Origin of the sequence: Burkholderia sp. ABCPW 14, assembly GCF_001523835.1 — a bacterium.
GTDB lineage: Bacteria > Pseudomonadota > Gammaproteobacteria > Burkholderiales > Burkholderiaceae > Burkholderia > Burkholderia mayonis.
The window spans coordinates 113,694-139,384 of sequence record NZ_LOVS01000196.1; the positions used below are offsets into that span (position 1 = coordinate 113,694).

Here is a 25,691-nt window from a genome sequence, read left to right on the forward strand (position 1 = left end):
ACGACGCGCGACGGGCCGTCGGACCGTCGGCGCTACCGCGACGATGGTTGCGGACTCAGTTGATTCGGCGGGAATTGTCGGGCGGTATTCGGCTCCGGACAGGACGCTCGAAGACCCGGAACGGATGCACATTCGGAGACGGCCATCGGAGTTGGAGAAGGGGCGCGCGTACCTTCGTCGCCAATGGACGCCGCGCATGCGGAACGGAGCGCGGGAACGGAGCGTTTGCGTTTCGTGGCCGCGAAGCGCGAGCGGCGAGTCGCGGCGCCCGCACGATCCGCTCGAAACGGTGGCGGGCGCCATGCTGCGGCGCTTCGATAGCGCCGCGATCCGGCGGCGGTCCGCGCCCGCGCGTTCGCCCGCGCGGACCCGTGCCGTCTCGCGGCGCGCCGCGGCCTACATCACGACTTTCACGACTTCGCCCACGCGCCGCCCGCGCTCGGCGTGTCGCCCTGCGTCCACCATTTCGCGCAGTACTTCGCGCCCTGGTACATCACGCATGCGCCGGCCGGATACGCGGTCGTCGACGACCACGCCGGCGCATTGCCGCCGACCGGCTTCCACACCGACGACTGGCCCGGAATGTCGCCTTGCGTCCACCATTGCGCCTGATAGGTCGTGCCCTGGTACGTGACTGTCGCGCCTGCCGTGTAGACCTGCGTCGCCGACCACGGTGCGCCCGGCTGCGGCTTGCCGCCGCCGTCCGAGCCGCCGCCGTAGTTCGGGTCCTGCGTCACGCCCGAGCCCCAATGGCCGCCCAGCTGCTTGAAGATCGACGAAAACGCGTACGGCTGCTGCGCGACGCCCGAGCAGATCGGCGATGCGTACTGCGAGCCGCCGTCGCACGCCTTGTCGCGCGTGATCGACCAGATGCCGACGAAGCCGTAGTCGTTGTTCGCGGCCGTCGTCTGCACGCTCTGCGCGTTCGCGAGCGTGAACGTTTCGCCTTGCACGTCGTTCACGCCGATCATCGGCGTGACGCCGACGAGCTGCTTGAGCTGCGCGTCGGTCTGCGGCTTGCCGACCGACTTGTACGCGGTGTCGAGCTGCGAATAGAGTCCCTGCGCGGCGCTGATCGCGGCCGCGCCCATGTCGATGCCGGCGGGGCCGTAATCCATCGTCATGATGTTCACCGCGTCGAGCGTCACGTTGTTCGCGAGCGCCGCGTTCAGCACGTTCAGGCCGTCCTGAACCAGACCCGTCGGCATGGCCGGCAGCGTCAGCGTCACGTGCAGCGGCTTGCCCTTCGCTGCGTAATCGGCCTGCAGTTGCGCGACTGCCTGGAAGTTGCGCGTGACGGCCGCCGAATCCTGCTGCGACGCGCCTTCGACGTCGAAGTCGACATGCGTCAGGCCGTACGTATCGATCACGGTTTGATACGCGCCCTTCAGCGCGGCCACGCTCGAGCACGCCTGCATCAGCGGCAGCCCGGCCGCGCCGCCGAACGACACCGCGACGTCGCCGCCTTTCGCGCGATAGTTCGACACCGACGTCGCGATCGTGTTGAGCAGATCGCCCGTCGCGCCGTTGCCGATCGGCTGCACGCCGCCCCACGACGGCGCGCACTGGTTGCCGCCCGACACGACGAACGCGAGCATGAATTGCTGGATGCCTTGCTGCACGCCGATCCGATCGACGAGCGGCGTCGGATAGAGCGTCACGTCGACGTACGGCGCGTAGGCGCCCGCCGCCTGCGACGCGCCTGCCGCCGCCAACAGACAGCCCGCCGCGATCGCACGCGGGACGAAGCGGGACAACATGCTGAAGTTCATTGTTCTCTCCATGTTGATGGGTGGATATGCTGGCCTGCATATCACCGTTGCGTCGCCGCGCTCGATGGGCGGTCGACGTTTCGGCGTGCACATCATGGAGGAATCGCTCGCATTATGGAATCGTTAGTCGTTCTTTTTATTATTCGGATTCAAGGTTCGACGCGTGATTCGATTTGCGATCCGAAATGATCGCGCGCATTGATTGCAAGGATGCGATCGCAGCGCGAGATGCGTGCGGTTCATGCGCGGTCCGGCGTGCGCGAAGTGAAACGCGATGCGCGGCGCATTGCACGTCGCGCATCGCTTCGTCCCGTTTCGTCCCGTTTCGTTTCGAGATCAGCGATACCAGCGCGGCGTGTAGACCCATTCGCGCGCGCCGTCGCGAACGACGCGGCGCGTCGTCGACGAGCCGACGATCACCATCGTGCGCATGTCGACTTGCTGCGCGGACAGTGCGCCGAGCGTCGTCGTGACGAGCGCGGCGCCGGGGCGGCCGATGTCGCGGCCGAGCACGACGATCGTGTCCGGCGCGCGGTGCCTGCGCACGACGTCGAGCGCGCGGTCGAACTGCACGGGCCGCGCGCGCGACACCGGGTTGTAGAACGCGAGCGCGAGATCGGCGGCCGCTGCGTGATCGATGCGCTTTTCGATGATCGCCCACGGCTTCAGGTTGTCGGACAGCGAGATCATGCAGAAGTCGTGGCCGAGCGGCGCGCCGGCTTCGGCGGCCGTCGCGAGCGCGGCCGACACGCCGGGCACGACGTCGAGCTCGACGGCCGCCCAGCGCGCGTCGTCGGAGCCGTCGAGCGCTTCGAGCACGGCCGCCGCCATCGCGAACACGCCGGGATCGCCCGAGGACACGACCGCGACGCGCCGGCCTTGCGCCGCGAGCTCGAACGCGTGACGCGCGCGCTGCAATTCTTCGCGATTGTCGGAGACGTGCAGCGCTTGGTCCGCGCGGAACGGGCCCGCCATGTTCACGTAGGTCGCGTAGCCGACGACGTCGGTCGCGTCGGCGAGCGCCGCGCGCGCGGCGGGCGTCATCAGATCGGCGCGGCCGGGGCCGAGGCCGAGCACCGTCAGGCGGCCGCGCGTCGCGCCGAGCGTTGCGGGATCGACGGGCGCATCGGAAACGGCGATCGCGAGATCGTGCGGCGTCGCCTCCGCGTGCTTCGTGCCGACGCGCCGCGCGAGCGTGGCGGGGAGGGCGGCGTCGAGCACGCCGGACGCGTCATGTGCGTCGGTATCGACGAAACGCAGCGGCACGCGCAGCGCGCGCGCCGCTTCGGTCAGCGCGTGATCGGCGATGCGACGCGCCGGCGCGACGACGGCCGCGAGCGCGAGCGGCGCGAGATCGTGCGCGGCGAGCCGGGCGGCGATGCGCGCGGCGAGCGGCGGCAGGTTCGGCGTGGCGCTGTTTCCGCCTGCGTTCGCCTCTTCGCTCGGGTTCCGGTTCGCGATTGCATCGTGATCCGAAGCATTCCGCGCGCGATCGTCGACGCGCTCTTCATCGCCGAACGCCACAACGACGCCTCGCGGATGAATCAGCAATGCGTGCGCATCGCCGCGCGACGCGTAAGGCGTGACGCGGATCGCGCGCGCCGCGTGCGCGTCGCGCGGCAGCGCGACGTCGTCGAGCCACTGCGCATTGCCTTCGATTCGCGTGCTTTCGCCCGCAAGCAGATCGGACACGAAGCGCTTGCCCGCGGCGAGATCGGCGAGCGCGTAGCCTTCGGGCGGATTCAGCACGCATGCGCCGAAGCGCAGCTCGCCGCTCGTCGTGATCGCGGCCGCGACGCCGAGCGCGTCGGCGATTTCGCGCGCGAGCACGTTCGCGCCCGCGAGCCCGCCCAACAGCGGCACGACCGCGCTGCCGTCCTCGGCGACCGCGAGCACCGGCGGCTCCGCGCCCTTGTCGGCGAGGCACGGCGCGACGCACCGGATCACGATGCCGGCCGCGAAGAGCGCGACGATCGGCGCGCCGCGCGCATACAGCTCGCGCAGATGCGGGCCGAGTTCGGTGAACGAAACATCCGCGTCGGCGCGCCCCGCGAGCGCATGCACCTGCGCGCCGTCGTAGCGCGCCTGGATTCGGCGCGCGGTTTCGAGCGCGCCGCGCCCGAGTATCACGATCGACGGCGCGGTCGTCATCCTTGCCATTTTTCCCCCGGCACGACGAGCAACGAGAAATACGGCGACGCCATCGGATCGACTTCCGCGAGCGGCACGATTCGCTGCGCCTGCATCGTCGCGCGCTCGATGTAGCGCGCGCGATGCGCGAGCCCGAGTTCGTCGAGCACGCGGCGCACCTTGTCGAAGTTGCGGCCGAGCTTCATCACAACGGCCGCATCGGCCTTCGCGAGGCGCGCGCGCAGCTCGTCCTCGGGCAGCACGCCGGACAGCACCGAGAGGCTCTGATTCCGGTAGACGAGCGGCACGCCGAGCACCGCCGCGCCGCCCAGCATCGAGCACACGCCCGGCACGACTTGCGCGTCGTAGCGCGGCGCGAGCCGGTCGTGCAGGTACATGTACGAGCCGTAGAAGAACGGATCGCCTTCGCAGATCACCGCGACGTCGCGGCCCGCGTCGAGATGCGCGGCGACGTGTTCGGCGGCCGTGTCGTAGAAATCCGCGATCACGGTTTCGTAGCAGAGCGGCGGCGGCAGCGCTTCGGTCGTCACCGGGTAGACGAGCGGCATGTGCGTTTGCGCGTCGCTCAGATGCGCTTCGACGATGCTGAACGCGTTGCCTTTCTTGCCCTTCGCGACGAAGTAGGCGACGACGGGCGCGGCCTGCAGCACGCGCAGCGCCTTCAGCGTCAGGAGCTCGGGGTCGCCCGGCCCGACGCCGAGCCCGTAGAGGCGGCCGGTCTTGCGCGTCATTCGGCCTCCGAAGCGAGCGCGTTGACGGCGGCGGCGACCATCGCGCTGCCGCCGCGGCGGCCGGCGACCGCGACGAACGGCACGCCGCGGCTGTCGTCCGCGAGGAGCGCCTTCGATTCGGCCGCGCCGACGAAGCCGACCGGGAAGCCGAGGATCAGCGCGGGGCGGGGCGCGCCCGCGTCGATCATGTCGAGCAGATGGAAGAGCGCGGTCGGCGCGTTGCCGATCGCGACGACGCTGCCCGCGAGGTGCGGGCGCCACAGCTCGAGCGCCGCCGCCGAGCGCGTATTGCCGAGCTCGCGCGCGAGCTGCGGCACGCCGGGCTCGCCGAGCGTGCAGAGCACGGGGTTCGCGGCGGGCAGCCGCGCGCGCGTGACGCCTTCGGCGACCATCCGTGCATCGCAGAGGATCGGCGCGCCGGCTTTCAGCGCCGCGCAGCCCGCCGCGCCCGCGCCCTCGGAAAACCGCAGGTCACGAACGATGTCGACCATCCCGCACGCGTGGATCACGCGCACAGCGAGTTTTTCGAGGTCGGGCGGCACGTTCGTCAGATCGGCTTCCGCACGGATCGTCGCGAACGATTCGCGGTAGATCGCGTCGCCGTCGCGAAGGTAGTCAAGCATCAATGTCATCCTGAATGGGCCGCGTGTCGCGCGAGAGCGCGGCGGCGGCCTGGTCGATCGTCAGTTGGCGCGCGACGGCGTGGCCGAAGCCCGTCGCGCCGTCGCGCCGATAGAGGTCGTAGCGGCCCGCCGCGGTCGCGACGAGCGTGTGCGCGGCCGCGTGCGGCAATGCGCACGAGCGCGCGCAGCCGCTCAAGTGCACGTCGACGGGCGCGGCAAGCTGCGCGGCGAGCGCGCGCGCGTCGGCTTTCGTGTCGGCGGGCGAACGCGCGCAGCCCGTCGAGCCCGCGCATGCGACGACGTGCGCGAGCGGCGCCGACGCGTCGCACACGAAGCCGAGCGCGGCGACGCGCGCGAGGGCATCGTGTGCGGCATCGCGCGCGACGCCCGGCAGCATCACGCCTTGCCACGGCGTGATCCGCAGCGTGCCGTCGCCGTGCGTATCGGCGAGCGCGGCGAGCGCTTCGAGCGTCGCGGCGTCGAGCCGGCCGAGCAGCGGCTGCGCGCCGACGACGCAGCGCGCCGGGTCCCGCTCGGGCTGGATGCCGAAACGCAGCGCCGCATCGACGCGCGCGCGCCGCCAGTCGGCGAGATCCGCGCCGCGCCGCAGGGCGAACGGCAGTCGCGCTTCGGCATGCGAAAGGAATGCATCGGGCATGCATGCCGCGAGCAGATCGCGCATGCGCGTCGCGCCGGCCGGCGCGAGCTCGACGAAGCTCGTCACGAGTGCGCGCACGCATTCGACCGCCTGCGCCGGCGCGACGGCGGCGAGCGCGCCGGCAAGCGGCGCGGCCGGCTCGCCCTCGACGGGCGGGCAGCCGGCCAGGCCGATCGCGAGCCACGTGTCGCCTCGCGCGTCGCGCAGCGCGGACAGCCAGATGTCGTGCGGATGATCGAGCGCGGCGAGCCGCTCGCCGCCGTCGAGCAGCACGGAGAATTTCGGCGACAGCGCGGCGCTGCACGGCTGCGTCTGCAGCATGTCGAGGAGGCGGGCCGCGAGCGCGGCGCCGTCGACGAGCGCGTGCGGATCGCGGCCGGCCGTCGGGCTCAGCATCAGGTTGCGCACGTCGTCGCGCGCGGCGACGCATGCGTCGAGCGACGCCGCCGGCAAGCCTTCCGTCAGCGGTCCGAGCCCCGCATCGATCAGGGCGCGGCTGACGTGCGCCTCGCTGCCGGCCGTCACGCCGCGCAATTGCAGGTTCGCGCGATTGGTCGCTTCGATCACGCCCGAGCCGAACGCACGCGCGGCGGCCGCGACCGCGCGCGCCTGCGCGGCGGCGAGCGCGCCGCCCGGCAGCTTGATCCGGCACAGGCCGCCGTCGCGCGCGGCGACGATGCGCACGAGCCCAGGGCACGCGCTCGCGGCGCGGGCGGCGTCGGATGAAAAAACGGCGGCGGAAGGATTCAACGGCGCTCCGGATCAAGCGTCGCGCGACGGCCCGAGCCGGCCGTTCCGCGCGAATGCGCACGAGCGGCGAGCTACGGCATCGGTACACCCCGCCCGATGTTGGCTGGCACGAACGAAACGTCCCGGCAGGTCTCCTGGCTGGCAGGTCGTCATCCGCAGCGGGCCTTCCCGGCGGCCGCGAGTGGGCGGCGTGGCCAGTGGCGTGGATCGGATGCGGACTCGCTACTCACAGTTGCGGGGGCAGCCGCAGCGGCGCGGCGCGCCCTGCGTTCCCTCTTGGGCCCCGTGGGGCGCCGGTCGACGGACGCTGTATTATGCCTTTTTTCGCCACGCCCGAGCGCAGGATGCGCGGCGCGCAGGCGACGCTTTCAGGATCGACGGGAACACGATGGAGTACGACGGATGACCGCGTGGTTGACGGTGGTGGGCATCGGCGACGACGGATACGCGGGGCTCGGCAAGCGCGCGCGGCGCGCGCTCGCCGAGGCGGCGGTGGTGATGGGCGGCGAGCGTCATCTCGCGATGCTGCCGGCGCGGCACGGGGCCGAGCGCGCACCGTGGCCGAAGCCATTCGATCTCGCGCCGCTTCTCGCGCGGCGGCCCGCGCGCGCGTGCGTGCTCGCGAGCGGCGATCCGATGCTGTTCGGCGTCGGCGCGACGCTCGCACGCACGCTCGCGCCGCACGAATGGCGCGTGCTGCCCGCGCCGTCGTCGCTGTCGCTCGCGGCCGCGCGCGTCGGCTGGGCGCTGCAGGACGTCGACGCGGTGTCGCTCGTCGGCCGGCCGCTCGCGTCGCTCCACCGGCATCTGTATCCGGGCCGGCGTCTGCTCGTGCTGAGCGCCGACGGCGCGACGCCTGCCGCGATCGCGGGCGCGCTCGTCGCACGCGGCTTCGGGCCGAGCGCGCTCAGCGTGTTCGAGCATCTCGGCGGCCCGCTCGAGCGGCGCACCGACGCGCGCGCGGACGCATGGGGCGACGCACGCACGGCGGCGCTCAATCTCGTCGCGATCGAATGCCGCGCGTGCGACGATGCGCCGCGTCTCGCGCTCACGCCCGGCTTGCCCGACGACGCGTACCGCCACGACGGCCAGTTGACGAAACGCGATCTGCGCGCGCTCGCGCTCGCCCGGCTCGCGCCCGCGCCGGGCGAATTGCTGTGGGACGTCGGCGCGGGCTCCGGCTCGATCGGCATCGAATGGATGCGCGCGCATCCGAGCTGCAAGACGGTCGCGATCGAAGCGCATCCGGACCGGCAGCGCTTCATCGAGCACAACCGCGACGCGCTCGGCGTGCCCGCGCTCGAGCTCGTCGCGGGCCGCGCGCCCGACGCGCTCGCGGGCCTGCCCGCGCCCGACGCGGTGTTCGTCGGCGGCGGCGTGAGCCGCGACGGCGTGCTCGACTCATGCTGGGCGGGCCTGAAGCCGGGCGGCCGCTTCGTCGCGCACGCGGTCACGCTGCAAGGCGAAGCCGCGCTCGTCGCGTGGCGCGAGCGGCATGGCGGCACGCTCACGCGTGTGTCGGTCGCGCACGCGCAGCCGCTCGGCGGCTTCGACGCGTGGCGGCAGGCGCTGCCCGTCACGCTGTACGACGCGCGCAAGCCGCGCGAGCCGCGCGAGCCGCACGAGCCGCACGAGCCGCACGATAGGCAGCCGGAGCGCGGATGATGCGAGACGAAACGCCCGAGCAGCCGGCGCCGCTGCGCTTCGGTTACACGACGGGCAGCTGCGCGACCGCGACGTCGCTCGCGGCCGCGCGCCTGCTGCTGAGCGGGCACGCGAGCGACATGGTCGAAATCGTGCTGCCGAAGGGGCAGCACGTCGCGATGCGGCTCGAGTTCTGCCGCGCGACCGACGACGGCGGCGCCGAGGCGGGCACGATCAAGGACGCGGGCGACGATCCCGACGTCACGCACGGCGCGCTCGTGTTCGCGCGCGTGCGGCTCGTTCACGAACCGGGCGTGCGTTTTCGCGCGGGGCCGGGCGTCGGCACGGTCACGCGGGCGGGGCTCACGATCCCGGTCGGCGAGCCGGCGATCAACCCGGTGCCGCGCCGGATGATGACCGAGCACCTCGTCGCGTTCGCGGCCGAGCATGGCTACGCGGGCGGCTTCGACGTAGAGATCGGCGTCGAGGGCGGCGAAGCGCTCGCATTGAAGACAATGAACCCGCGTCTCGGGATCGTCGGCGGATTGTCGATCCTCGGCACGACGGGCATCGTGCGGCCGTTCTCGTGCTCCGCGTACATCGCGTCGATTCATCAGGGGATCGACGTCGCGCGCGCGAACGGCGTGCAGCACATCGCCGCGTGCACCGGCAACGCGAGCGAGGACGCGGTGCGCGCGCGCTATGGCCTCCCCGACATCGCGCTGATCGAAATGGGCGACTTCGCGGGCGCGGTGCTCAAGTACCTGCGCCGCGCGCCCGTGGAGCGGCTCACGCTGTGCGGCGGCTTCGGCAAGCTGAGCAAGCTCGCGGCGGGCCACCTCGATCTGCACAGCCGCCATTCGAGCATCGACTTGCCGCTGCTCGCCGAGTGGGCGGGCGAAGCCGGCGCGAGCGCCGTGCTGCAGTACGAGATCCGCGCGGCGAACACGAGCCAGCAGGCGTTGGCGCTCGCGCTCGCGCACCACGTGCCGCTCGGCGACGTTGTCTGCGCGCACGTGCGCCGCGTCGCGCGCGACGTCGTGCCGAACGAGGTCGAGGTCGAGGCGCTCGCGATCGACCGCGAGGGCCGCATCGTCGGCGTCGCGCCATGAGCGCGCGCCGCGTGCTGCTGCTCGGCGGCACGGGCGACGCGCTGCGCGTCGCGCGCACGCTCGCGCCGAGCGACGTATACAGCCTCGCCGGCCTCGGCAAGGTGCCGGACGATCTCGCATGCGGCGTGCGCGTCGGCGGCTTCGGCGGCGCCGACGGGCTCGCGCGCTATCTGCGCGAGCACGCGATCGCGCTCGTCGTCGACGCGACGCATCCGTTCGCCGCGCGGATCAGCGCGAACGCGGCCGCCGCGTGCCGCGCGGCCGGCGTGCGCTACTGGGCGCTGCGCCGCGCGCCATGGCGGCCGCAGCCCGGCGACGACTGGCGCGGCGTCGCCGATTGGGGCGGCGTCGCCGCCGCGATCGCGCCGTTCGCGCGGCCGCTTTTCACGCTCGGGCGCGAGCCGCTCGCGCATCTCGACGACATCCCGCCGCATCAGCACTGGATCGTGCGCTGCCTCGACGCGCATCCGGGCAACGCACGCGCGCACGTGCTCGCCGCACGCGGGCCGTTTACGGCCGATGGCGAACGCGCGCTTTTCGCGACCGCCGGAATCGACGTCGTCGTCAGCAAGAACAGCGGCGGCGCGGCGACGGAAGCGAAGCTCGACGTCGCGCGCGAGCGGCGCGTTCCGGTCGTGATGGTCGAGCGGCCGGCGCTGCCCGATGCGGATCAGGCATTCGGCGACACGGCCGCGCTCGCCGACGCGCTGCGCGCGTTTCGCGCGTCGTGATGAACCGCGTGTGCGACGCGCGCGCATCGGCGCGGCATGCCGGAGCGGCAACCGGGCGCCGCTCGCCGCCGCGCCGCATGCTTCACGCGTCGCGCCGAACCGCGTGTTCGGCGCGGCCGCATCGGCGCGCGACGCCGGGACGACGACCGGACGCGAACGGCCGCGCGCGCGGACCGATCCGCCGCGCGCGCGCCGATGCCGCCGCGTCCGGCGAGTGCGCATGGCGTTGCGCGCGGAATTCGATGCGCTTGCCGGCGCGCACGACGCACGGCGCGCCCATCGCATCCTCGAAACGCATCATCGAATGACGGAGCATTGAATGACGGTGTACTTCATCGGCGCGGGTCCGGGCGACCCCGAGCTGATCACGGTGAAGGGCCAGCGCCTCGTGCGCAGCTGCCCGGTGATCCTGTACGCGGGCTCGCTCGTGCCGGCCGCGGTGCTCGACGGCCATCGCGCCGAACAGGTCGTGAACACGGCGGAGCTCGATCTCGAGGCGATCGTCGCGCTGCTCGCGCAAGCGCACGCGAAAGGGCGGGACGTCGCGCGCGTGCATTCCGGCGACCCGTCGCTGTACGGCGCGATCGGCGAGCAGATCCGCCGGCTCGTCGCGCTCGGGATTCCTTACGAAATCGTGCCCGGCGTGACCGCGACGGCCGCGTGCGCGGCGGCGCTCGGCGTCGAGCTGACGCTGCCGGGCGTCGCGCAGACCGTGATCCTCACGCGCTACGCGGGCAAGACGACGATGCCCGAAGGCGAGACGCTGACGAGCCTCGCCGCGCACCGCGCGACGCTCGCGATCCATCTCGGCGTGCGGCATCTCGCGCGGATCGTCGCCGATGTGCTGCCGCATTACGGCGCCGATTGCCCGATCGCGGTGATCTACCGCGCGAGCTGGCCCGACGAGGCGCGCGTGACGGGCACGCTCGCCGATATCGTCGACAAGGTCGCCGGCACGTCGATCGAGCGCACCGCGCTGATCCTGATCGGGCGCGTGCTCGACGCGGAGGGCTTCGACGAGTCGACGCTCTACGCGAAAGGGTGAAGGTCGCTTCGGTCGATGCGGGCGCGTCGAGAACGCATGCGAACGCGAAGGGATTGGGTGTTTCTCCAGCGGCGTGCATGCGCGTGCGTGCGCGTCGATGTCGGTGTGCGATGTTCAGGGACCGGTGGACGGAGCGCCGGCGGAGCGGAGCGATGCGCGGCGCCTCCCGTCGATCCGTGCCGCCGCCCGCCTCCGCGCTTCACGTTCGATGCCGATGCGCCGCGTCGCTCGCGCCCGCCTGAGCGGCGCTTCGTTGACGACGCGTCCGAACGGGCGCGTCAGTGCGTCGCCGCAGTCGGCGTGACGATGTCGATCGGCTCGCTTTCGTTCCACAGACGATCGAGCGCGGTGACCGCATACCGGTATTCGCGATCGGCGCGCGCGGTGATGTCGACATAGTCGGTTCCCCGAACCGTCGCGAGCAAATGGCGCGCGTCGTGGTCGGCGCACATGTCTTGCCGTCCCGGCTCGTGGCGATAGATCGCGTACGACGTCGAGTCGTTCGAGCGCGGCTTCCATCGCAGCCGCACGCCGTCGGGCGTCCGCTCCGCGCGAAGATCCTTCGCGGGCGGCGGCGAAGACGCATCGATCGCGCGCATCGCCGGCACGAGCGCCGGACGCGAATACCACGTGCGATTGACGAGCGTCGTCGCGCCGAGACGGTCCGCGCGCACGTCCTTCGCGGAAAAGTAGATGTCGCCTTTCACCTCGGCGACGGTGCGATTGAACGCCAGGTGGTTGCTCAATTCGGCGGGATCGGACCAGCCCGGCGATTGATTCGACGTGCCGACCTTGTACGCCGCCTGCCCGATGTACAGGTGCACGTTGCCGCCGCGCGCCTCGTTCGCCCACCACGACACGACCTTGTCGTAATCGGCGGGCGCGAAGCCTTGCGCCCAGTACACTTGCGGGACGACGTAATCGATCCACCGCTCGCGCAGCCATCGGCGCGTGTCCGCATACAGGTCGTCGTAGGTCTGCACGGCTGCCGAGGTCTGCGAGCCCTGCGGATCGGTCGCCGCATTGCGCCAGACCGCGAACGGCGAGATGCCGAATTTCACCCACGGCTTCGCGGCCTTGATGCGCTGCGCGAGCGTCTCGACGAGGCGATCGACGTTGTCGCGGCGCCAGTCGGCGAGCGTCGAAAAGCCCGTCCCGTATTGCGCGTAGGCCGACGCATCGTCGAACGTCTCGCCCTTGACCGGATACGGATAGAAGTAGTCGTCGAGATGGACGCCGTCGACATCGTAGCGGCCGACCGCGTCCATGATCGCGTCGACGACGAACGCGCGCACGGCCGGGACGCCCGGGTTGTAGTACAGCTTGCCGCCGTAGCGGACGACCCAGTCCGGATGCTGGCGGGCCGGGTGCGTGGGAACGAGCGCATCGATGCGCTCGTCCATCGCGATGCGATACGGATTGAACCACGCATGCAGCTCGAGATTGCGCCGATGCGCTTCGGCCACGGCGAACGCGAGCGGATCGTAGCCCGGATCGCCGCCCTGCGCGCCCGTCAGATACTTCGACCATGGCTCGAACGGCGACGGCCAGAACGCGTCCGCGGTCGGACGGATCTGCAGGATCACCGCGTTGCGGTTCATGCGGACCGCGTCGTCGAGCCATGCGCGCAGTTCGGCCTGCTGATCGGCGACGGCGAGGCCCGGGCGGGACGGCCAGTCGATGTTGATCACCGACGCGATCCACGTGCCGCGGAACTGCCGCTTCGGCATCGTCTCGTCCGGCCGGCACGCGACGTCGGACGCCGCGCCGGCCGGGGCCGCGAACGCGCCGGCGGACAGCACGAGCGCAGCCGCGACGAGATGACGGAGTCGAGTCGACATCATGGGAATTTCCTTGGCCGGTTCGGTTCGAGAGAGGCATGAAGTTCAATAGGGACCGTCACGCACCGGACGAGTTCCGGATCGGACCAGAGGCGGCGCGCATCGGCGATGCGCCGATCCGCCAATGCGCCGAGGTTTGCCCGCGAAATTCGGCGCGTGAAGGAAAACGCGCGCTTCGCGGCGGATCACGCGCCGCTTCGCGCGACGGCGAGCCGCAGCGGCGCGAAGCGCGCGGCCATCGCGGCCATCAAGATGCACACGGCGGCCATGAAGCCCCACGCCGGCGACAGATCGGCGACGTTCTGCCGGATCACGCCCGCGACGAACGGGAAGAGGCCTGCGATCAGGTAGCCGATTCCCTGGACGAATCCGGTGAGCGCGCCGGCCTCGGCCGCGTTCGGCGCGTGATCGAGCGCGACGATCAGCGACAGCGGGAACAGTGCGCCAATGCCGAGGCCGATCAGCAATGACGCGGGCAATGCGAAATCGAGCGGCGCCGCGATCAGCACGATCAAGCCGGCGAACAGCGACGCGATCGCGGCGAAGAGCGCGGGGCGGCGATCCGGCAGGCGATCGATGCACGTCGACACGGTGAGCCCCGCGACCACCTCGGCGAGCGTCACGCCGCCGAGCAGCCCGCCCGCCGCTTCGGACGACCAGCCGAGCGACACGTAATACGGCGGCAGCCACGCGAGCACGAGCGTGTAGGCGCCCGTGCCGAGGCCGAAGAACGCGGCGAGCAGCCATGCGCGCGCGTCGTGCGTGCGCCGCGCGGCCGGACGCGCATGCGTGCCGCTGGCCGCAGCGCGCGTCGCGAGCGGCCACAGCAATGCAGCCATGATGGCAGGCAACGCCCAGCCGGCGAGCGCGAGCGTCCAGCCGATCGCGTGCGCGGCAAATGGCGTCGCGACGCTCGCGAACACGGCGCCGCCCATGATCGACGTCGAATAGAAGCCCATCACGCTGCCCGCGCGCGCGGCGAATTCGGCCTTGATGAAGGCGGGCAGGAGCGCCTGCACGGCCGCGATGCCGAGCCCCGCGCAGAGCGCGGAAGCGAGCAGCACGGCGGGCGTGTTCGCCGCGACGCGCGCTGCGCACGCGAGCCCGATCAGCGCGACGCCGAGCCACACGCCCGCGCGCACGCCGGCGCGCCGCGCGAGCCACGGCGCGCTCAGTGCGCCCGCGCCCATCAGCAGGATCGGCACGGTCGTCAGCAGGCTCGCTGCGCTGTCCGACAAGCCGGTCGCGCGCTGGAGCGTATCGAGGAGCGGTCCGAGCGACGCAAGCACCGGACGCAGGTTGAGCCCGACGAGGACGATGGCGGCGAGCCGCCACGCAGGAGAAACGAGTACGCGCATATCGAATGGGTCGGCGCGCGGCCGGCCGGCTGCCGGACGCGTGCCTTACGTATAATTGTCTTGGCATCAAGATAGATTCGACTTATCTCTACGTCAAGATAACCTGGACGAACAGGAGGGTTAATGGATCGCGCAGCACATGCAGTCGAGCAGTGGCGCCGTGAGCGTCCGGATCTCGACGCGTCCTCGATGATCGTGCTCGGCAGGCTTCAGGAGGCGGCGCTCGTCATCTCGCGCGACAGGCTCAATCCGCTTTTCGCGCGCTACGGCCTGCAGCCGGGCGAATTCGACGTGCTCGCGACGCTGCGCCGCTGCGGCGCGCCGTATGCGCTGACGCCGACGGCGCTCTACGATGCGGCGATGATTTCATCGGGCAGCATGACGAACCGGATCGATCGCATCGAGAGGGCAGGGTGGGTCGAGCGGCGCCCGAATCCGGCGGACGGGCGCGGCACGCTCGTCGGGCTGACGCCGGCTGGGTTCGCGCTGATCGACGGCGTGGTCGTCGCGCACGTCGACAACCAGCGGCGCGTGCTGTCTTCGCTGAGCGACGCGGAGCAGCGTCAACTCGCGAAGCTGCTCGACAAGCTGCTGCAAGGGCAGGCCAAAGACTGATTGCGCGATGCGCCCGACCTTCGGCAACGCATCCCTGAGCAGCGCGCATTGCTCGGGCGTCAGCACGTCGAGCCTCGGCTTGCGCGGCTTCGCGGTCGGAATGAAGCGCAGATAATCCAAACGATGCCGCGCTTTATGCGCCATTTGGGCGGCAATCGGCACCAACGCGCGACCGGCGCGCCGTGATCGGATGCATGCGAGCGACGCGGGCCGGGCCGGGCGCTCGGACGCAGCCCGGCGGCGAATCGGGAAAATCGGGAAGAGAGGGGATGCGAGACCTGCGCGATGCGGTCGCGCCGTGTGTCGCCGATTGCGTCCGTCATGACACCGTCATGATCGCGACGGACGGGAGGAGGGGATCGGCCGCGCCGCGGACCGCCGATGCGCCGGATGTCCGGTGGCGCGCGGCGGTACGCGGCGCATACGCGTGACGAGTCGCGGCTACGGCCGCGCGGGAATGTTCAACCCGCGCGCGACCGCGGGCCGCGCGAGAAATGCGTCGAGCGCGCGCGCGACGTTCGGATAGCGGTCGAACTCGACGAGTTCGCGCGCCTCATAGAAGCCGATCAGGTTGCGCACCCACGGGAAGGTCGCGATGTCGGCGATCGTATAGGCGTCGCCCATGATCCACTGACGGTCCGCGAGGCGGCCGTCGAGCACCGCGAGCAGGCGCTTCGCCTCGCCGACGTAGCGGTCGCGCGGACGCTTGTCCTCGTACTCGCGTCCCGCGAACTTGTGGAAGAAGCCGAGCTGGCCGAACATCGGCCCGATGCCGCCCATCTGGAACATCAGCCACTGGATCGTCTCGTAGCGGCGCGCGGGATCGGCCGGAACGAACTGACCGGTCTTGTCGGCGAGATAGAGCAGGATCGCGCCCGATTCGAACAGCGCGAGCGGCTGGCCGCCCGGGCCGTGCGGATCGATGATCGCCGGAATCTTGTTGTTCGGGTTCAGCGACAGGAACTCGGGCGACATCTGGTCGCCCGTGTCGAAGCGCACGACGTGCGGCTCGTACGGCAGCCCCGTTTCCTCCAGCAGGATCGACACCTTGACGCCGTTCGGCGTCGGCAGCGAGTAGAGCTGGATGCGGTCCGGATGCCGCGCGGGCCATTTCTTCGTGATCGGGAACTCGGAGAGATCGGACATGGATAGGCTCGGTCGTTGAAGCGATGAAGACGGCGCGACGCGCCCGCCCGCAGGCGCGGGCGGGCGGCGCGGTCCGCACAATGTAGCCGATCCCGCGCATTATTGCCGGCGGCGACGCGAAATCGCGCGATTTCGTCCGAGGCATCGCCCGCGGCCGGCGCGCGCGGTGGCGTCAGCTTCGCCCTTCGGCCACCGCGTGCTCGCGCAGCACCGCGATGAACGCGCGCAGCTTCGGCGGCACGTGCTTGCGGTTCGCGTAGTAGAGCCACATCGGCGGCAGCGCCCGGCACGCGCCCGGCAGCACTTCGCGCAGCGTGCCGCGGCGCAGGTCGTCCTCGATCCGTTCGCGCATGAACACGAACGCGATGCCCGCGCCCGCGCGCGCGGCGTCGATCACCGCGCCCGTATCGGTGGTGACGAAGTGGCCCGCGACGTCGAGATCGACGTCGCGACGGCCGTCGCGCAGCGGCCATTTGTGCAGACGGCCGCTCTTCGGGAAGCGGAAACGGACGCACATGTGCCGCGCGAGGTCGGCGACCTTCGCCGGCGTGCCGTGCTGCGCGAGATAGCCGGGCGTCGCGACGAGCGCGCACGCGAGCGCGGGCGCGATCTTCACGCCGACCATCCCGGGCTGCAGCCGGTCGGCGAGGCGTATCCCGGCGTCGAGCCGTTCCTTGACGATGTCGACGAGATGATCCTCGTAGCGAATCTCGACGCCCACTTTCGGGTAGCGGCGGAAGAACTCGGCGAGCACGTCGGCCGTGACGACCGATTTCGCGAGATGCAGCGCGCTGATTCGCAGCAGGCCTTCGGGCTCGTCGTGCGCGTCGTTCAGCGCGTCGCGCGCGTCGACGACCTGCCGGTACGGCAGCGCCGTCGCGTCATGATAGCGCTGGCCGGCTTCCGTCAGGCTTACGCCGCGTGTGCTGCGGCTGAACAGTTTGACTTTCAGCTCGCTTTCGAGCTGCCCGATCGCGAGGCTCACGGCGGCGGGCGTCAAGCCGAGCGCCGCCGCCGCGCGCGTGAAGTTGCCGTGCGTGACGACGCTGATGAACACATGCAGGCCGCCGAGTGGATCGTGTCGCAGAGTCATTAGAAAAACTTGAAACGTTTGTGAGCGGAATACCGATTCTCTCAGATACCGTCAATCTCTACACTGGCTCGCAGTCGAACCGAAAGGAGCCGCCGATGTCCATCGAACTCACGCTTGAACGCGCGCAGCGCATCGTCGATGCAGGCGTCGCGAACGCCACGCGTCTGCACGCCGCGGGCGTCGCGGTCGCGATCGCCGTCGTCGACGCGGGCGCGCATCTCGTCGCGTTCGCGCGGATGGACGACGCGTTCATCGGCGCGATCGACCTCGCGACGCGCAAGGCGGGCACGTCCGCACGCTTCCGGGTGCCGAGCGCGTCGCTCGGCGCGCTGTCGGCGGGCGACGGGCCGATCCGGACGATCGAGCACAGCAACGGCGGGCTCGTCACGTTCGGCGGCGGCCTGCCGCTCGTCGACGCGCACGGACGCTGCGTGGGCGCGGTCGGCGTGTCGGGCGGCACGGTCGACGACGACGAAGCCATCGCCCGGGCGTGCATCGACGCTTTCGCAACCCTTCTGAACGCAGGACAAGGAGCAAGGACATGACACAGAAACGCATTCTGGTGACGGGCGCAGGCTCGGGATTCGGCCGCGAAGTCGCGCTGCGGCTCGCCGCGAAGGGCCATCACGTGATCGCGGGCGTGCAGATCGTCCCGCAGATCACCGAGCTGAACGCCGAGGCCGCGCGGCGCGGCGTCGAGCTCGATGTCGTGAAACTCGACGTCACGTCGGCGCGCGACCGCGCACAGGCCGCGCATTGGGATGTCGACGTGCTGCTGAACAACGCCGGCGCGGGCGAGGCGGGCGCGCTCGTCGATCTGCCCGTCGACATCGTCCGCGAGCTGTTCGAGACCAACGTGTTCGGGCCGCTCGAGCTGACGCAGCAGGTCGCGCGCGGGATGATCGCGCGCGGGCGCGGCAAGATCGTGTTCGTGTCGTCGATCGCCGGGCTCATCACGGGCGCTTACACGGGCGCGTATTGCGCGTCGAAGCACGCGGTCGAAGCGGTCGCCGAGGCGATGCACGCGGAGCTCGCAGCGCACGGAATCCGGATCGCCGTTGTCAATCCCGGGCCGTACAGCACGGGCTTCAACGATCGGATGGTGGAGACGCCGCGCCGCTGGCTCGATCCGTCGCGCGACTCGACGACGCCCGCGAAGCTGACGTTCCCGCTCGAGCAGTTCGATCCGGAGGAAATGATCGAGAAGATGGTCGAAGTGTCCGAAAGCGACGGCGGGCTGTTCCGGAACCTGCTGCCCGCCGCGGTCGAGCAGTTCGTGCGCGATGAGCAGGCGCACGCGTGGACGCGCCGCCAGAACGACGACGGCCAGGCGTGAGCGCCCGGCAGGCGGGGCCGGCGCCGGGCGGCGCGGGCCGCGTCGGCCGCCGATGGCGCGCGGCTTTCTGCACGCCATGAAGGCAATCGCTCCGGCGTTCGCGCCGGTTTTCGTTACCGCGGTTTCCGGTAGCGGATGCCGTCCACCTTCGTGCTGACGCGCGTGCCGGCCCGGCCTTCGGCGATCGCGACGATGTCCGCCAGCGAGCCGATCACCGCGTCGTGCCCCGTCTGTCTCGCGAATTCCATCGCCGCCTGCACCTTCGGCCCCATCGAGCCGGCGGCGAAGCCGAGCCGTTCGAGCTCGTCCGGATGCGCGGCCTCGATCGCCGACTGCGTCGGCTTGCCCCAGTCGACGTACGCGCCGTCGACGTCGGTCGCGATCACGAGCAGGTCCGCATGCAGCTCGCGCGCAAGCAGCGACGCGCACAGATCCTTGTCGATCACCGCCTCGACGCCCGCGAGCTTGCCGCTTGCTTCGTAGCGCGTCGGGATGCCGCCGCCGCCCGCGCAGATCACGATCGTGCCTTTCTCGAGCAGCCACTTGATCGGACGGATCTCGAAGATGCGCCGCGGCCGCGGGCTCGGCACGACGCGGCGGAACTTGTCGCCGTCGGGCGCGATGTGCCAGCCTTTTTCCCGCGCGAGCCGCTCGGCTTCGTCGTGCGAATAGACGGGGCCGATCGGCTTCGTCGGATGCTCGAACGCCGGATCGGCCGGATCGACCTCGACTTGCGTCAGGAGCGTCGCGAACGGCGCGTCGGGCGGCAGCAGATTGCCCATTTCCTGCTCGATCAGATAGCCGATCATCCCTTCCGTCTGCGCGCCGAGCACGTCGAGCGGGTAGGGCGCGACTTCGGGGTAGGCCGCGCCCTGCAGCGCGAGGAGCCCGACCTGCGGCCCGTTGCCGTGCGCGATCACGAGCTCGTTGCCGGGCGCGATCTGCGCGATCTGCGCGACCGCGATCTTCACGTTTTGCCGCTGCTGGGCCTCGGTCATCGGCTGATTGCGCTGCAAGAGCGCGTTGCCGCCCAATGCGATGACGATACGCATCGTGTTTCTCCTTGAAAGTGCGGACGGCGCGGCCTCGGGCACCGTCCTGTTGCGCGCCGAATCGTCAAATGCCGCCGAGCGTCGACACGAGGACCGCCTTGATCGTATGCATGCGGTTTTCCGCCTGCTCGAACGCGATGCAGCGGGGCGATTCGAACACTTCGTCGGTGACTTCGATGCCGTCCTTCAAATGTGGATAGCGTTCGGCGATCTCTTTGCCGACCTTCGTCTCGCAGTTATGGAACGCCGGCAGGCAATGCATGAAGCGCGTGCGCGGGTTGCCCGTCGATTCGATCAGCTTGCGGTTCACCTGATACGGCAGCAGCGCCTTGATCCGCTCGTCCCACGCGTCGACGGGCTCGCCCATCGACACCCACACGTCGGTGTGGATGAAGTCGACGCCCTTGACCGCCTCGCACGGATCTTCGGTCAGCATGATCCGCGCGCCGCTTTCGGCGGCGAACGCTTCGCACTGCGCGATGAAGTCCGCGGCGGGCCAGAGCGACTTCGGCGCGCCGATCCGCACGTCCATCCCGAGCTTCGCGCCGATCAGCAGCAGCGAATTGCCCATGTTGTTGCGCGCGTCGCCGAGATACGCGTAGCGGATGTCGTGCAGCGGCTTGTCGCTGTGCTCGCGCATCGTCATCACATCGGCGAGCATCTGCGTCGGGTGGTACTCGTCGGTGAGCCCGTTGAAGACGGGCACGCCCGCATGGTGCGCGAGCGCCTCGACGATCTCCTGGCTGAAGCCGCGGTACTCGATCGCGTCGTACATCCGGCCGAGCACGCGCGCCGTGTCCTTCATGCTTTCCTTGTGGCCGATCTGCGACGACGTCGGATCGATGTACGTGACGTTCGCGCCCTGGTCGTACGCGGCGACTTCGAACGCGCAGCGCGTGCGGGTCGACGTCTTTTCGAAGATGAGCGCGATGTTCTTGCGCAGCAGGCGCGGCTGCTCGGTGCCGCTGTACTTCGCGCGCTTCAGGTCGCGCGCGAGGTCGAGCAGATAGCGCAGCTCGCGCGCGTTGTGGTGCATCAGGCTCAGCAGATTGCGGTTGTGCAGGTTGAAGCTCATCTGGTTTCTCCGTAGGTTGTCGGGGTTGCGGCGTCGCGCCGATCGGGTCTTCAGTAGTCCACGGGATCGCGCAGGACCGGGCAGGTCATGCAGTGGCCACCGCCGCGGCCGCGCCCGAGCTCGCTCGAGCCGATCGTGATCACCTCGACGCCCGCCTTGCGCAGCAGCGTGTTCGTGTACGTGTTGCGGTCGTAGCCGACCACGACGCCCGGCTCGACGCATACCATGTTGTTGCCGTCATCCCATTGCTCGCGCTCGGCCGCGAAATTGTTGCCGCCCGTCTCGACGACGCGCAGCGACTTGAGCCCGAGCGCCTGCGCGACGACGTCGACGAACGGCTTGTCTTCGCGCTCGATGTCGATGCCGTAGTGCGCGTCGCCGCCCGGGCGCAGCGAGAACGGGACGATCCGGTTCACGACTTCGGGGAAGATCGTCACGAGATCGCGGTCGCAGAAGCTGAACACGGTGTCGAGGTGCATCGACGCGCGCGAGTTCGGCAGGCCGGCGACGATCACGCGCTCGGCCGCGCCCTTCGCGAACAGCGACTGCGCGAGCTGGCCGATCGCCTGGCGCGACGTGCGCTCGCCCATTCCGACGAGCACGACGCCGCGGCCGATCGGCATCACGTCGCCGCCTTCGAGCGTCGCCATCCCGTGATCCTGGTCGGGATCGCCGTACCAGATGTCGAACTTCGCGTCGGCGAACTGCGGATGGAACTTGTAGATCGCCGTGACGAGGAGCGTCTCCTGCCGGCGCGCGGGCCAATGCATCGGATTGAGCGTGACGCCGCCGTAGATCCAGCACGACGTGTCGCGCGTGAACATCATGTTCGGCAGCGGCGGCAGCACGAACGACGACTGGCCGAGGTAGTCGCGAAACAGCGTGAGCACCTTCGAGCGCTCGCCGCCCGCGATGTCGCTCGCGGCGACGCCGCCGATCAGGAATTCGGCGAGCGTGCGCGGCTCGAGGCTTTCGAGCCACGCGCGCATTTCGCCGACGAGGCCGACGCCGACGCTGTCGGGCGTGATCTTTCGGTCGAGAATCCACTTGAGCGCGACGGGATTCTTGACGGTATCGGTCAGCAGGTTGTGCATCTCGAGCACTTCGACGCCGCGCTCGCGCATCTTCGATACGAAGTCGAAGTGGTCGCGCTTCGCCTGGTTCACCCACATCACGTCGTCGAACAGCAGCTCGTCGCAATTGCTCGGCGTGAGGCGCTGATGCGCGAGCCCCGGCGAGCAGACGAGCACCTTTCGCAGCTTGCCGACTTCGGAATGGACACCGACTTGAGAGATGGCGTTGGTCATGTTGGTTACCTCTTCGATCAAAGGGTGATGAGCCCGCTATGGAGCGCGTAGGCCGCGAGGACTGCGGCGGCGGCCGTCGCCGCGAAGATCAGCTTTTCGGCGGCCGTGAAAACCGTCTTGCCGAGCTCGCGCTTCGCTTTCGCGAAGAACAGCGCGCCCGGCGCATAGAGCAGTGCGGACAGCAGCAGATACTTGATGCCGCCCGCGTACAGCAGCCACACCGCGTAGAGCACGGCGATCGCGGCGACGAAACCGTCCTTGCGGCGGGCGCGCGCGTCGTTCTCGTAGGTCTCGCCGCGCACGGCGATAAGGAGCGCATAGGCGGCCGACCAGAAGTACGGGATCAGGATCATCGACGTCGCGAGATAGATCAGCGACAGATAGGTGCTTTGCGAGAACAGCGTGATGAGCAGGAACACCTGGACGAGCGCATTCGTGAGCCAGAGCGCGTTCGCGGGCACGTGATTCGCGTTCTCCTTGCGCAGGAACGCGGGCATCGTATGGTCCTTCGCGGCCGAGAACATGATCTCCGCGCAGAGCAGCACCCACGACAGCAGCGCGCCGGCGAGCGACACGACGAGGCCGACGCTGATGAGGACGGCGCCCCAGTGGCCGACGACGTGCTCAAGCACGGCCGCCATCGACGGGTTTTGCAGCTTCGCGAGCTGCGGCTGCGTCATGATGCCGAGCGACAGCACGTTGACGAGCACGAGCACGAGCAGCACGCCGACGAAGCCGATCACGGTCGCGCGGCCGACGTCGCTGCGCTTTTCCGCGCGCGCCGAGAAGATGCTCGCGCCTTCGATGCCGATGAAGACCCAGACCGTCACGAGCATCATGCTGCGGACCTGGTTCATCACCGAGCCGAGCGACGGGTTCGCGCGGCCCCAGATGTCGGCCCTGAACACGTCGAGCTTGAACGCGAAGAAGCAGATCAGGATGAACACCGCGAGCGGGACGATCTTCGCGACGGTCGTGACGAGATTGATGAACGCCGCTTGCCGGATTCCGCGCAGCACGAGGAAGTGCACCGCCCACAGCAGCACCGACGCGCCCGCGATTGCGGCGGGCGTGTTGCCTTCGCCGAATATCGGGAAGAAGTAGCCGAGCGTCGAGAAGAGCAGCACGAAGTAGCCGACGTTGCCGATCCACGCGCTGATCCAGTAGCCCCATGCGGACGAGAAGCCCATGTAGTCGCCGAAGCCCGCCTGCGCATAGGCGTAGACGCCGCCGTCGAGCTGCGGCTTGCGGTTCGCGAGCGTCTGGAACACGAACGCGAGCGTCAGCATGCCGACCGCGGTGATCGTCCAGCCGATCAGGATCGCGCCGGCTTCGGCGGTGGCGGCCATGTTTTGCGGCAGCGAGAAGATGCCGCCACCGATCATCGACCCGACGACGAGCGCGGTCAGCGCGCCGAGTCGCAGCTTGTTCGTGGCGGTGTTCGCCGCGACTTCTTGAGTCACTTCAGCCATGATGTTTCCTCACAGTCGCATTCGTGCAAAATCGCGGCGCGCACGCGGCCATCGCGCGTCCGCCGGAGCGGATGAGCGCGGCGGTTTGCCGCTTGCACGCGCGGTCACGCGGAACGCGCGTCGGTTGAAATCCGAAGGTGGTTGCCCGATCCGGGCGTTATCGGCGGAATGTCGTCATGGGTCCGCCTCGTGGTGGTTGCGTTCGGGCTTCGCGTTGACGCCGCGCCTCGGCTGCGTCGCTGCGCTCCCAGAACGAAAAGAGCCAGATGCCGATCCGGCGTCGCTTCCAGTACATGCCGTGCAGGCGGCGGCGGATTTCCGCGAGCGCGCCCCAGTTGGCGCCTTCGATGTCGATCAGCGCGCCCGGCCTCGGGCCCGATTGCCCGATGAATTGAATAGCGGTGAATTTCTTTCCGGTGTATTTGAATAGAAAAGCCTGAAGCTCTTCTTGTGTGACCCCCGGTTGAATGTTTTCGATACAGATTCTCATCACGCTTCCTGCTAATTTCGTTCGAATCCGCTCTCGATCGCTTTTGGCGGTCGAATTTCCGCAGGCAGTGGAATCGAGCGATAAATCCCGGTTCTTGCGTGCGAAACGAACTGATCGAACCCATCCCAAATTCATCAAATTTGGGAATTGAATTTGCTTTCGTTGATTCAATTCTTCCCGATGGCTTACCAATTGAAAACAATTTAAACGACTCTTTATGTCATGGATCAAAAAACGCGGGAAGGCGGCTGGACGATGTGCAGGCAGCACAGAGGGCGGCATGCACGTTGCTGTCGTTCATGCTTGCGGTCGAGCCGTTTTTCCCAGCGGCGCGAATCGACGGTCGTCGGACATACGCCTGTCGCGATTACCGCTATTCGACGCAATTCCATATTGCTGAAATCGTGATTTATCGTGATTCGTCAGCACGGGCGACAGACGCGTTTGCGTCGTGATCGGGGCGCGGTCGCGTGAGCCGTGTGCCGTGTGCCGTGTGCCGTGTGCCGTGTGCGCGGAGAGCGAAACACGCGTGGCAACGGGATGGAAGTGAATTGGCGACGACGCATGCGCATATGTGCGCGTGCCGTCATGCGGCGAGCGCCCGCGCTCTCGCACGTCGCGCCCGCGCGCTACACGCCGCCTTCGCGCCGCACCGCCCCCGCTGGCGCGATCCATCGCCCGATCACGCCGAGCGCGTCGTAGACCAGCACCGCGAGCAACGCGACGATGAGACCGCCTTGCAGCACGAACGCGGTGTTCGACGTCTGCAGGCCGGCGATGATCACGTCGCCGAGCCCCTTCGCCGCGACGGTCGAGCCGATCGTCGCGGTGCCGAGATTGATGACGACCGCGAGCCGGATGCCGTTCAGGATCACCGGGAACGCGAGCGGCAACTCGACCCATGCGAGCCGCTGCAGCGCGCTCATCCCCATCCCGCGCGCGGCGTCGACGGCATCGGCGGGCACGTCCTGCAGCCCAGCGATCGTGCTCTCGAAAATGGGCAGCAGTCCGTACAGGATCAGCGCGATCAGCACGGGCTTCACGCCGAAGCCGACCGCCGGCACCGCGAGCGCGAGCACCGCGACGGGCGGGAAAGTCTGCCCGATGTGCACGACGCTGCGCGCGACCGGCAGGAATTCCGCGCCCGCGCGCCGCGTGACGAAGATCCCGGCGGCGAGCGCAAACACGGCGCCCGCCGCGCTCGCCGTCGCGACGATCGCGAGATGCGCGAGCGTCAGATCGAAGAGGCTCGCGCGCCGGTAGATCGCGGGCGCGCCGTTGTCGGCGAACGGCGCGAAGAGGGGCTCGAGCCAGCCGGGCCGCGCGACCAGCACGGCGAGCGCCGCCAGCGCGGCGACGCGGGCAAGCGCGCCGCCCGCCCGACGGCTCGCGGCGCCGATCGTCGCCGCCGTGCTCGCGGTGCTCGATGCGTTCATCGCGCCCGTCATGCCGGCTGCTTCGCTTGCGCGACGATCGCCGCGAGCGTGATGCGGGTCGTCACGGCGCCGTCGGCGCTCGACACGGGCAGCGCGGGGACGCCGCGCCACAGCAACTCGGAGATCGCGTCGCGCAGCGTGAGCGCGCCCGGGATCGGCTCGCCGGGCGCGCCGCCCGGGCCGGCGAGCGCGTCGACGCGCACGCGCGGACACGCCGCCGCCGCCCGGCGGGGCACGCCGCGGGCCGGCCGAA

General features: G+C 69.8%; 24 protein-coding genes, 1 pseudogene and 1 riboswitch. Of the genes and pseudogenes, 9 read left to right on the top strand and 16 right to left on the bottom strand.

Features of this window, described 5'->3' with window-relative positions; translation table 11 throughout:
• Window positions 1–410: 410 nt before the first annotated feature.
• Entirely contained in the window at window positions 411–1,772 is a 1,362-nt protein-coding gene (locus WS62_RS29420) for a chitinase (protein ID WP_066578497.1), read from the bottom strand.
• Here WS62_RS29420 and WS62_RS37705 point away from each other — a divergent pair.
• Window positions 1,759–1,899 (top strand): hypothetical protein, encoded by a 141-nt coding sequence (locus WS62_RS37705; RefSeq protein ID WP_197422946.1) that lies wholly within the window; start codon window positions 1,759–1,761, stop codon window positions 1,897–1,899. The genes WS62_RS29420 and WS62_RS37705 overlap by 14 nt on opposite strands.
• Window positions 1,900–2,108: 209 nt before the next feature.
• Here WS62_RS37705 and cobJ read toward each other — a convergent pair whose 3' ends face one another.
• The 4 genes from cobJ to cobG are packed head-to-tail and all read right to left on the bottom strand — an operon-like array spanning window position 2,109 to window position 6,685.
• Window positions 2,109–3,923 carry a precorrin-3B C(17)-methyltransferase gene (gene cobJ, locus WS62_RS29430; RefSeq protein WP_066578502.1) on the bottom strand — a complete coding sequence of 605 codons (1,815 nt, stop codon included), beginning with the start codon at window positions 3,921–3,923 and terminating at the stop codon, window positions 2,109–2,111.
• On the bottom strand, window positions 3,920–4,654 hold the full coding sequence (locus WS62_RS29435) for a precorrin-2 C(20)-methyltransferase (protein ID WP_066578504.1): 735 nt from the start codon (window positions 4,652–4,654) through the stop codon (window positions 3,920–3,922). Before WS62_RS29435 ends, cobJ begins: the two co-directional genes overlap by 4 nt.
• A complete protein-coding gene (locus tag WS62_RS29440) occupies window positions 4,651–5,277 on the bottom strand; it encodes a precorrin-8X methylmutase (RefSeq protein WP_066578507.1) in 627 nt (208 codons plus the stop codon). Before WS62_RS29440 ends, WS62_RS29435 begins: the two co-directional genes overlap by 4 nt.
• The gene (gene cobG, locus WS62_RS29445) at window positions 5,270–6,685 is read right to left on the bottom strand and encodes a precorrin-3B synthase (protein WP_066578510.1); all 1,416 of its coding nucleotides are present in this window, start codon (window positions 6,683–6,685) and stop codon (window positions 5,270–5,272) included. The genes WS62_RS29440 and cobG overlap by 8 nt, the downstream gene beginning before the upstream one ends.
• A 107-nt stretch (window positions 6,686–6,792) precedes the next feature.
• Window positions 6,793–7,000: riboswitch (cobalamin riboswitch) on the bottom strand.
• Window positions 7,001–7,087: 87 nt separating this feature from the next.
• Between cobG and WS62_RS29450 the strand changes: the two genes are divergently transcribed.
• From WS62_RS29450 to cobM, 4 genes are all read left to right on the top strand, one after another.
• Entirely contained in the window at window positions 7,088–8,350 is a 1,263-nt protein-coding gene (locus WS62_RS29450) for a bifunctional cobalt-precorrin-7 (C(5))-methyltransferase/cobalt-precorrin-6B (C(15))-methyltransferase (protein ID WP_066578513.1), read from the top strand.
• A complete protein-coding gene (locus WS62_RS29455) occupies window positions 8,347–9,441 on the top strand; it encodes a cobalt-precorrin-5B (C(1))-methyltransferase (protein ID WP_066578516.1) in 1,095 nt (364 codons plus the stop codon). The genes WS62_RS29450 and WS62_RS29455 overlap by 4 nt, the downstream gene beginning before the upstream one ends.
• Window positions 9,438–10,172 (top strand): cobalt-precorrin-6A reductase, encoded by a 735-nt coding sequence (locus WS62_RS29460; RefSeq protein ID WP_066578517.1) that lies wholly within the window; start codon window positions 9,438–9,440, stop codon window positions 10,170–10,172. Before WS62_RS29455 ends, WS62_RS29460 begins: the two co-directional genes overlap by 4 nt.
• 319 nt (window positions 10,173–10,491) lie before the next feature.
• Complete coding sequence (gene cobM, locus WS62_RS29470; RefSeq protein WP_066578526.1) at window positions 10,492–11,217, top strand: precorrin-4 C(11)-methyltransferase; 726 nt, start codon at window positions 10,492–10,494, stop codon at window positions 11,215–11,217.
• 278 nt (window positions 11,218–11,495) lie between these two features.
• On the opposite strand, the gene WS62_RS29475 is transcribed toward cobM, so the two are convergent.
• Together WS62_RS29475 and WS62_RS29480 are read right to left on the bottom strand one after the other, a co-directional pair.
• The gene (locus WS62_RS29475) at window positions 11,496–13,061 is read right to left on the bottom strand and encodes a glycoside hydrolase family 10 protein (RefSeq protein WP_066578528.1); all 1,566 of its coding nucleotides are present in this window, start codon (window positions 13,059–13,061) and stop codon (window positions 11,496–11,498) included.
• A 182-nt stretch (window positions 13,062–13,243) separates the two neighbouring features.
• Window positions 13,244–14,416: an MFS transporter gene (locus WS62_RS29480; protein ID WP_066578531.1), complete on the bottom strand. Its 1,173-nt coding sequence runs from the start codon at window positions 14,414–14,416 to the stop codon at window positions 13,244–13,246.
• A gap of 123 nt (window positions 14,417–14,539) precedes the next feature.
• On the opposite strand from WS62_RS29480, the gene WS62_RS29485 reads away from it, so the two are divergent.
• Entirely contained in the window at window positions 14,540–15,031 is a 492-nt protein-coding gene (locus WS62_RS29485) for a MarR family winged helix-turn-helix transcriptional regulator (RefSeq protein WP_066578533.1), read from the top strand.
• A gap of 441 nt (window positions 15,032–15,472) precedes the next feature.
• Here the strand turns inward: WS62_RS29485 and WS62_RS29490 are convergent, their stop codons facing one another.
• Window positions 15,473–16,177: a glutathione S-transferase N-terminal domain-containing protein gene (locus WS62_RS29490; protein WP_066578535.1), complete on the bottom strand. Its 705-nt coding sequence runs from the start codon at window positions 16,175–16,177 to the stop codon at window positions 15,473–15,475.
• A gap of 172 nt (window positions 16,178–16,349) precedes the next feature.
• Window positions 16,350–17,270: a LysR family transcriptional regulator gene (locus tag WS62_RS29495; protein WP_066578537.1), complete on the bottom strand. Its 921-nt coding sequence runs from the start codon at window positions 17,268–17,270 to the stop codon at window positions 16,350–16,352.
• 95 nt (window positions 17,271–17,365) lie between these two features.
• Here WS62_RS29495 and WS62_RS29500 point away from each other — a divergent pair, with 95 nt between their 5' ends.
• Together WS62_RS29500 and WS62_RS29505 are read left to right on the top strand one after the other, a co-directional pair.
• Window positions 17,366–17,815 (top strand): GlcG/HbpS family heme-binding protein, encoded by a 450-nt coding sequence (locus tag WS62_RS29500; protein ID WP_066578538.1) that lies wholly within the window; start codon window positions 17,366–17,368, stop codon window positions 17,813–17,815.
• A complete protein-coding gene (locus WS62_RS29505) occupies window positions 17,812–18,606 on the top strand; it encodes an SDR family oxidoreductase (RefSeq protein ID WP_066490013.1) in 795 nt (264 codons plus the stop codon). The genes WS62_RS29500 and WS62_RS29505 overlap by 4 nt, the downstream gene beginning before the upstream one ends.
• Window positions 18,607–18,719: 113 nt before the next feature.
• On the opposite strand, the gene arcC is transcribed toward WS62_RS29505, so the two are convergent.
• From arcC to WS62_RS29530, 5 genes are all read right to left on the bottom strand, one after another.
• A complete protein-coding gene (arcC, locus tag WS62_RS29510; protein ID WP_066578541.1) occupies window positions 18,720–19,658 on the bottom strand; it encodes a carbamate kinase in 939 nt (312 codons plus the stop codon).
• A gap of 64 nt (window positions 19,659–19,722) precedes the next feature.
• Window positions 19,723–20,733, bottom strand: a complete 1,011-nt coding sequence (locus tag WS62_RS29515) for an ornithine carbamoyltransferase (protein WP_066578544.1) — start codon at window positions 20,731–20,733, stop codon at window positions 19,723–19,725.
• Between the two features lie 50 nt (window positions 20,734–20,783).
• Entirely contained in the window at window positions 20,784–22,040 is a 1,257-nt protein-coding gene (gene arcA / locus WS62_RS29520) for an arginine deiminase (RefSeq protein ID WP_066578554.1), read from the bottom strand.
• Window positions 22,041–22,057: 17 nt separating this feature from the next.
• Window positions 22,058–23,512 (bottom strand): arginine-ornithine antiporter, encoded by a 1,455-nt coding sequence (gene arcD / locus WS62_RS29525; protein WP_066490026.1) that lies wholly within the window; start codon window positions 23,510–23,512, stop codon window positions 22,058–22,060.
• Window positions 23,513–23,669: 157 nt separating this feature from the next.
• The gene (locus tag WS62_RS29530) at window positions 23,670–24,002 is read right to left on the bottom strand and encodes a hypothetical protein (protein ID WP_066578555.1); all 333 of its coding nucleotides are present in this window, start codon (window positions 24,000–24,002) and stop codon (window positions 23,670–23,672) included.
• A 98-nt stretch (window positions 24,003–24,100) separates the two neighbouring features.
• Between WS62_RS29530 and WS62_RS37085 the strand changes: the two genes are divergently transcribed.
• Window positions 24,101–24,457, top strand: a complete 357-nt coding sequence (locus WS62_RS37085; protein ID WP_156441181.1) for a hypothetical protein — start codon at window positions 24,101–24,103, stop codon at window positions 24,455–24,457.
• A 174-nt stretch (window positions 24,458–24,631) separates the two neighbouring features.
• Here the strand turns inward: WS62_RS37085 and WS62_RS29535 are convergent, their stop codons facing one another.
• Both WS62_RS29535 and WS62_RS29540 read right to left on the bottom strand, forming a co-directional pair.
• On the bottom strand, window positions 24,632–25,450 hold the full coding sequence (locus WS62_RS29535; RefSeq protein WP_066578559.1) for an ABC transporter permease: 819 nt from the start codon (window positions 25,448–25,450) through the stop codon (window positions 24,632–24,634).
• Window positions 25,447–25,691: pseudogene (locus WS62_RS29540) on the bottom strand (ABC transporter ATP-binding protein); the annotation flags it as partial. The gene WS62_RS29535 and the pseudogene WS62_RS29540, both read right to left, overlap by 4 nt.

Excerpts from the sequence above, each read along its gene's own strand:
- WS62_RS37705 (WP_197422946.1), top strand. The coding sequence starts at position 1,759 with ATGCTGAAGTTCATTGTTCTCTCCATGTTGATGGGTGGATATGCTGGC.
- WS62_RS29530 (WP_066578555.1), bottom strand. The coding sequence starts at position 24,002 with ATGAGAATCTGTATCGAAAACATTCAACCGGGGGTCACACAAGAAGAG.
- WS62_RS29505 (WP_066490013.1), top strand. The coding sequence starts at position 17,812 with ATGACACAGAAACGCATTCTGGTGACGGGCGCAGGCTCGGGATTCGGC.
- arcD (WP_066490026.1), bottom strand. The coding sequence starts at position 23,512 with ATGGCTGAAGTGACTCAAGAAGTCGCGGCGAACACCGCCACGAACAAG.
- WS62_RS29490 (WP_066578535.1), bottom strand. The coding sequence starts at position 16,177 with ATGTCCGATCTCTCCGAGTTCCCGATCACGAAGAAATGGCCCGCGCGG.
- arcA (WP_066578554.1), bottom strand. The coding sequence starts at position 22,040 with ATGACCAACGCCATCTCTCAAGTCGGTGTCCATTCCGAAGTCGGCAAG.
- cobJ (WP_066578502.1), bottom strand. The coding sequence starts at position 3,923 with ATGACGACCGCGCCGTCGATCGTGATACTCGGGCGCGGCGCGCTCGAA.
- cobM (WP_066578526.1), top strand. The coding sequence starts at position 10,492 with ATGACGGTGTACTTCATCGGCGCGGGTCCGGGCGACCCCGAGCTGATC.
- WS62_RS29495 (WP_066578537.1), bottom strand. The coding sequence starts at position 17,270 with ATGACTCTGCGACACGATCCACTCGGCGGCCTGCATGTGTTCATCAGC.
- WS62_RS29535 (WP_066578559.1), bottom strand. The coding sequence starts at position 25,450 with ATGACGGGCGCGATGAACGCATCGAGCACCGCGAGCACGGCGGCGACG.
- WS62_RS29500 (WP_066578538.1), top strand. The coding sequence starts at position 17,366 with ATGTCCATCGAACTCACGCTTGAACGCGCGCAGCGCATCGTCGATGCA.
- arcC (WP_066578541.1), bottom strand. The coding sequence starts at position 19,658 with ATGCGTATCGTCATCGCATTGGGCGGCAACGCGCTCTTGCAGCGCAAT.
- WS62_RS29475 (WP_066578528.1), bottom strand. The coding sequence starts at position 13,061 with ATGATGTCGACTCGACTCCGTCATCTCGTCGCGGCTGCGCTCGTGCTG.
- WS62_RS29420 (WP_066578497.1), bottom strand. The coding sequence starts at position 1,772 with ATGAACTTCAGCATGTTGTCCCGCTTCGTCCCGCGTGCGATCGCGGCG.
- WS62_RS29440 (WP_066578507.1), bottom strand. The coding sequence starts at position 5,277 with ATGCTTGACTACCTTCGCGACGGCGACGCGATCTACCGCGAATCGTTC.
- WS62_RS29515 (WP_066578544.1), bottom strand. The coding sequence starts at position 20,733 with ATGAGCTTCAACCTGCACAACCGCAATCTGCTGAGCCTGATGCACCAC.
- WS62_RS29435 (WP_066578504.1), bottom strand. The coding sequence starts at position 4,654 with ATGACGCGCAAGACCGGCCGCCTCTACGGGCTCGGCGTCGGGCCGGGC.
- WS62_RS29480 (WP_066578531.1), bottom strand. The coding sequence starts at position 14,416 with ATGCGCGTACTCGTTTCTCCTGCGTGGCGGCTCGCCGCCATCGTCCTC.
- WS62_RS29485 (WP_066578533.1), top strand. The coding sequence starts at position 14,540 with ATGGATCGCGCAGCACATGCAGTCGAGCAGTGGCGCCGTGAGCGTCCG.
- WS62_RS29450 (WP_066578513.1), top strand. The coding sequence starts at position 7,088 with ATGACCGCGTGGTTGACGGTGGTGGGCATCGGCGACGACGGATACGCG.
- WS62_RS29460 (WP_066578517.1), top strand. The coding sequence starts at position 9,438 with ATGAGCGCGCGCCGCGTGCTGCTGCTCGGCGGCACGGGCGACGCGCTG.
- WS62_RS29455 (WP_066578516.1), top strand. The coding sequence starts at position 8,347 with ATGATGCGAGACGAAACGCCCGAGCAGCCGGCGCCGCTGCGCTTCGGT.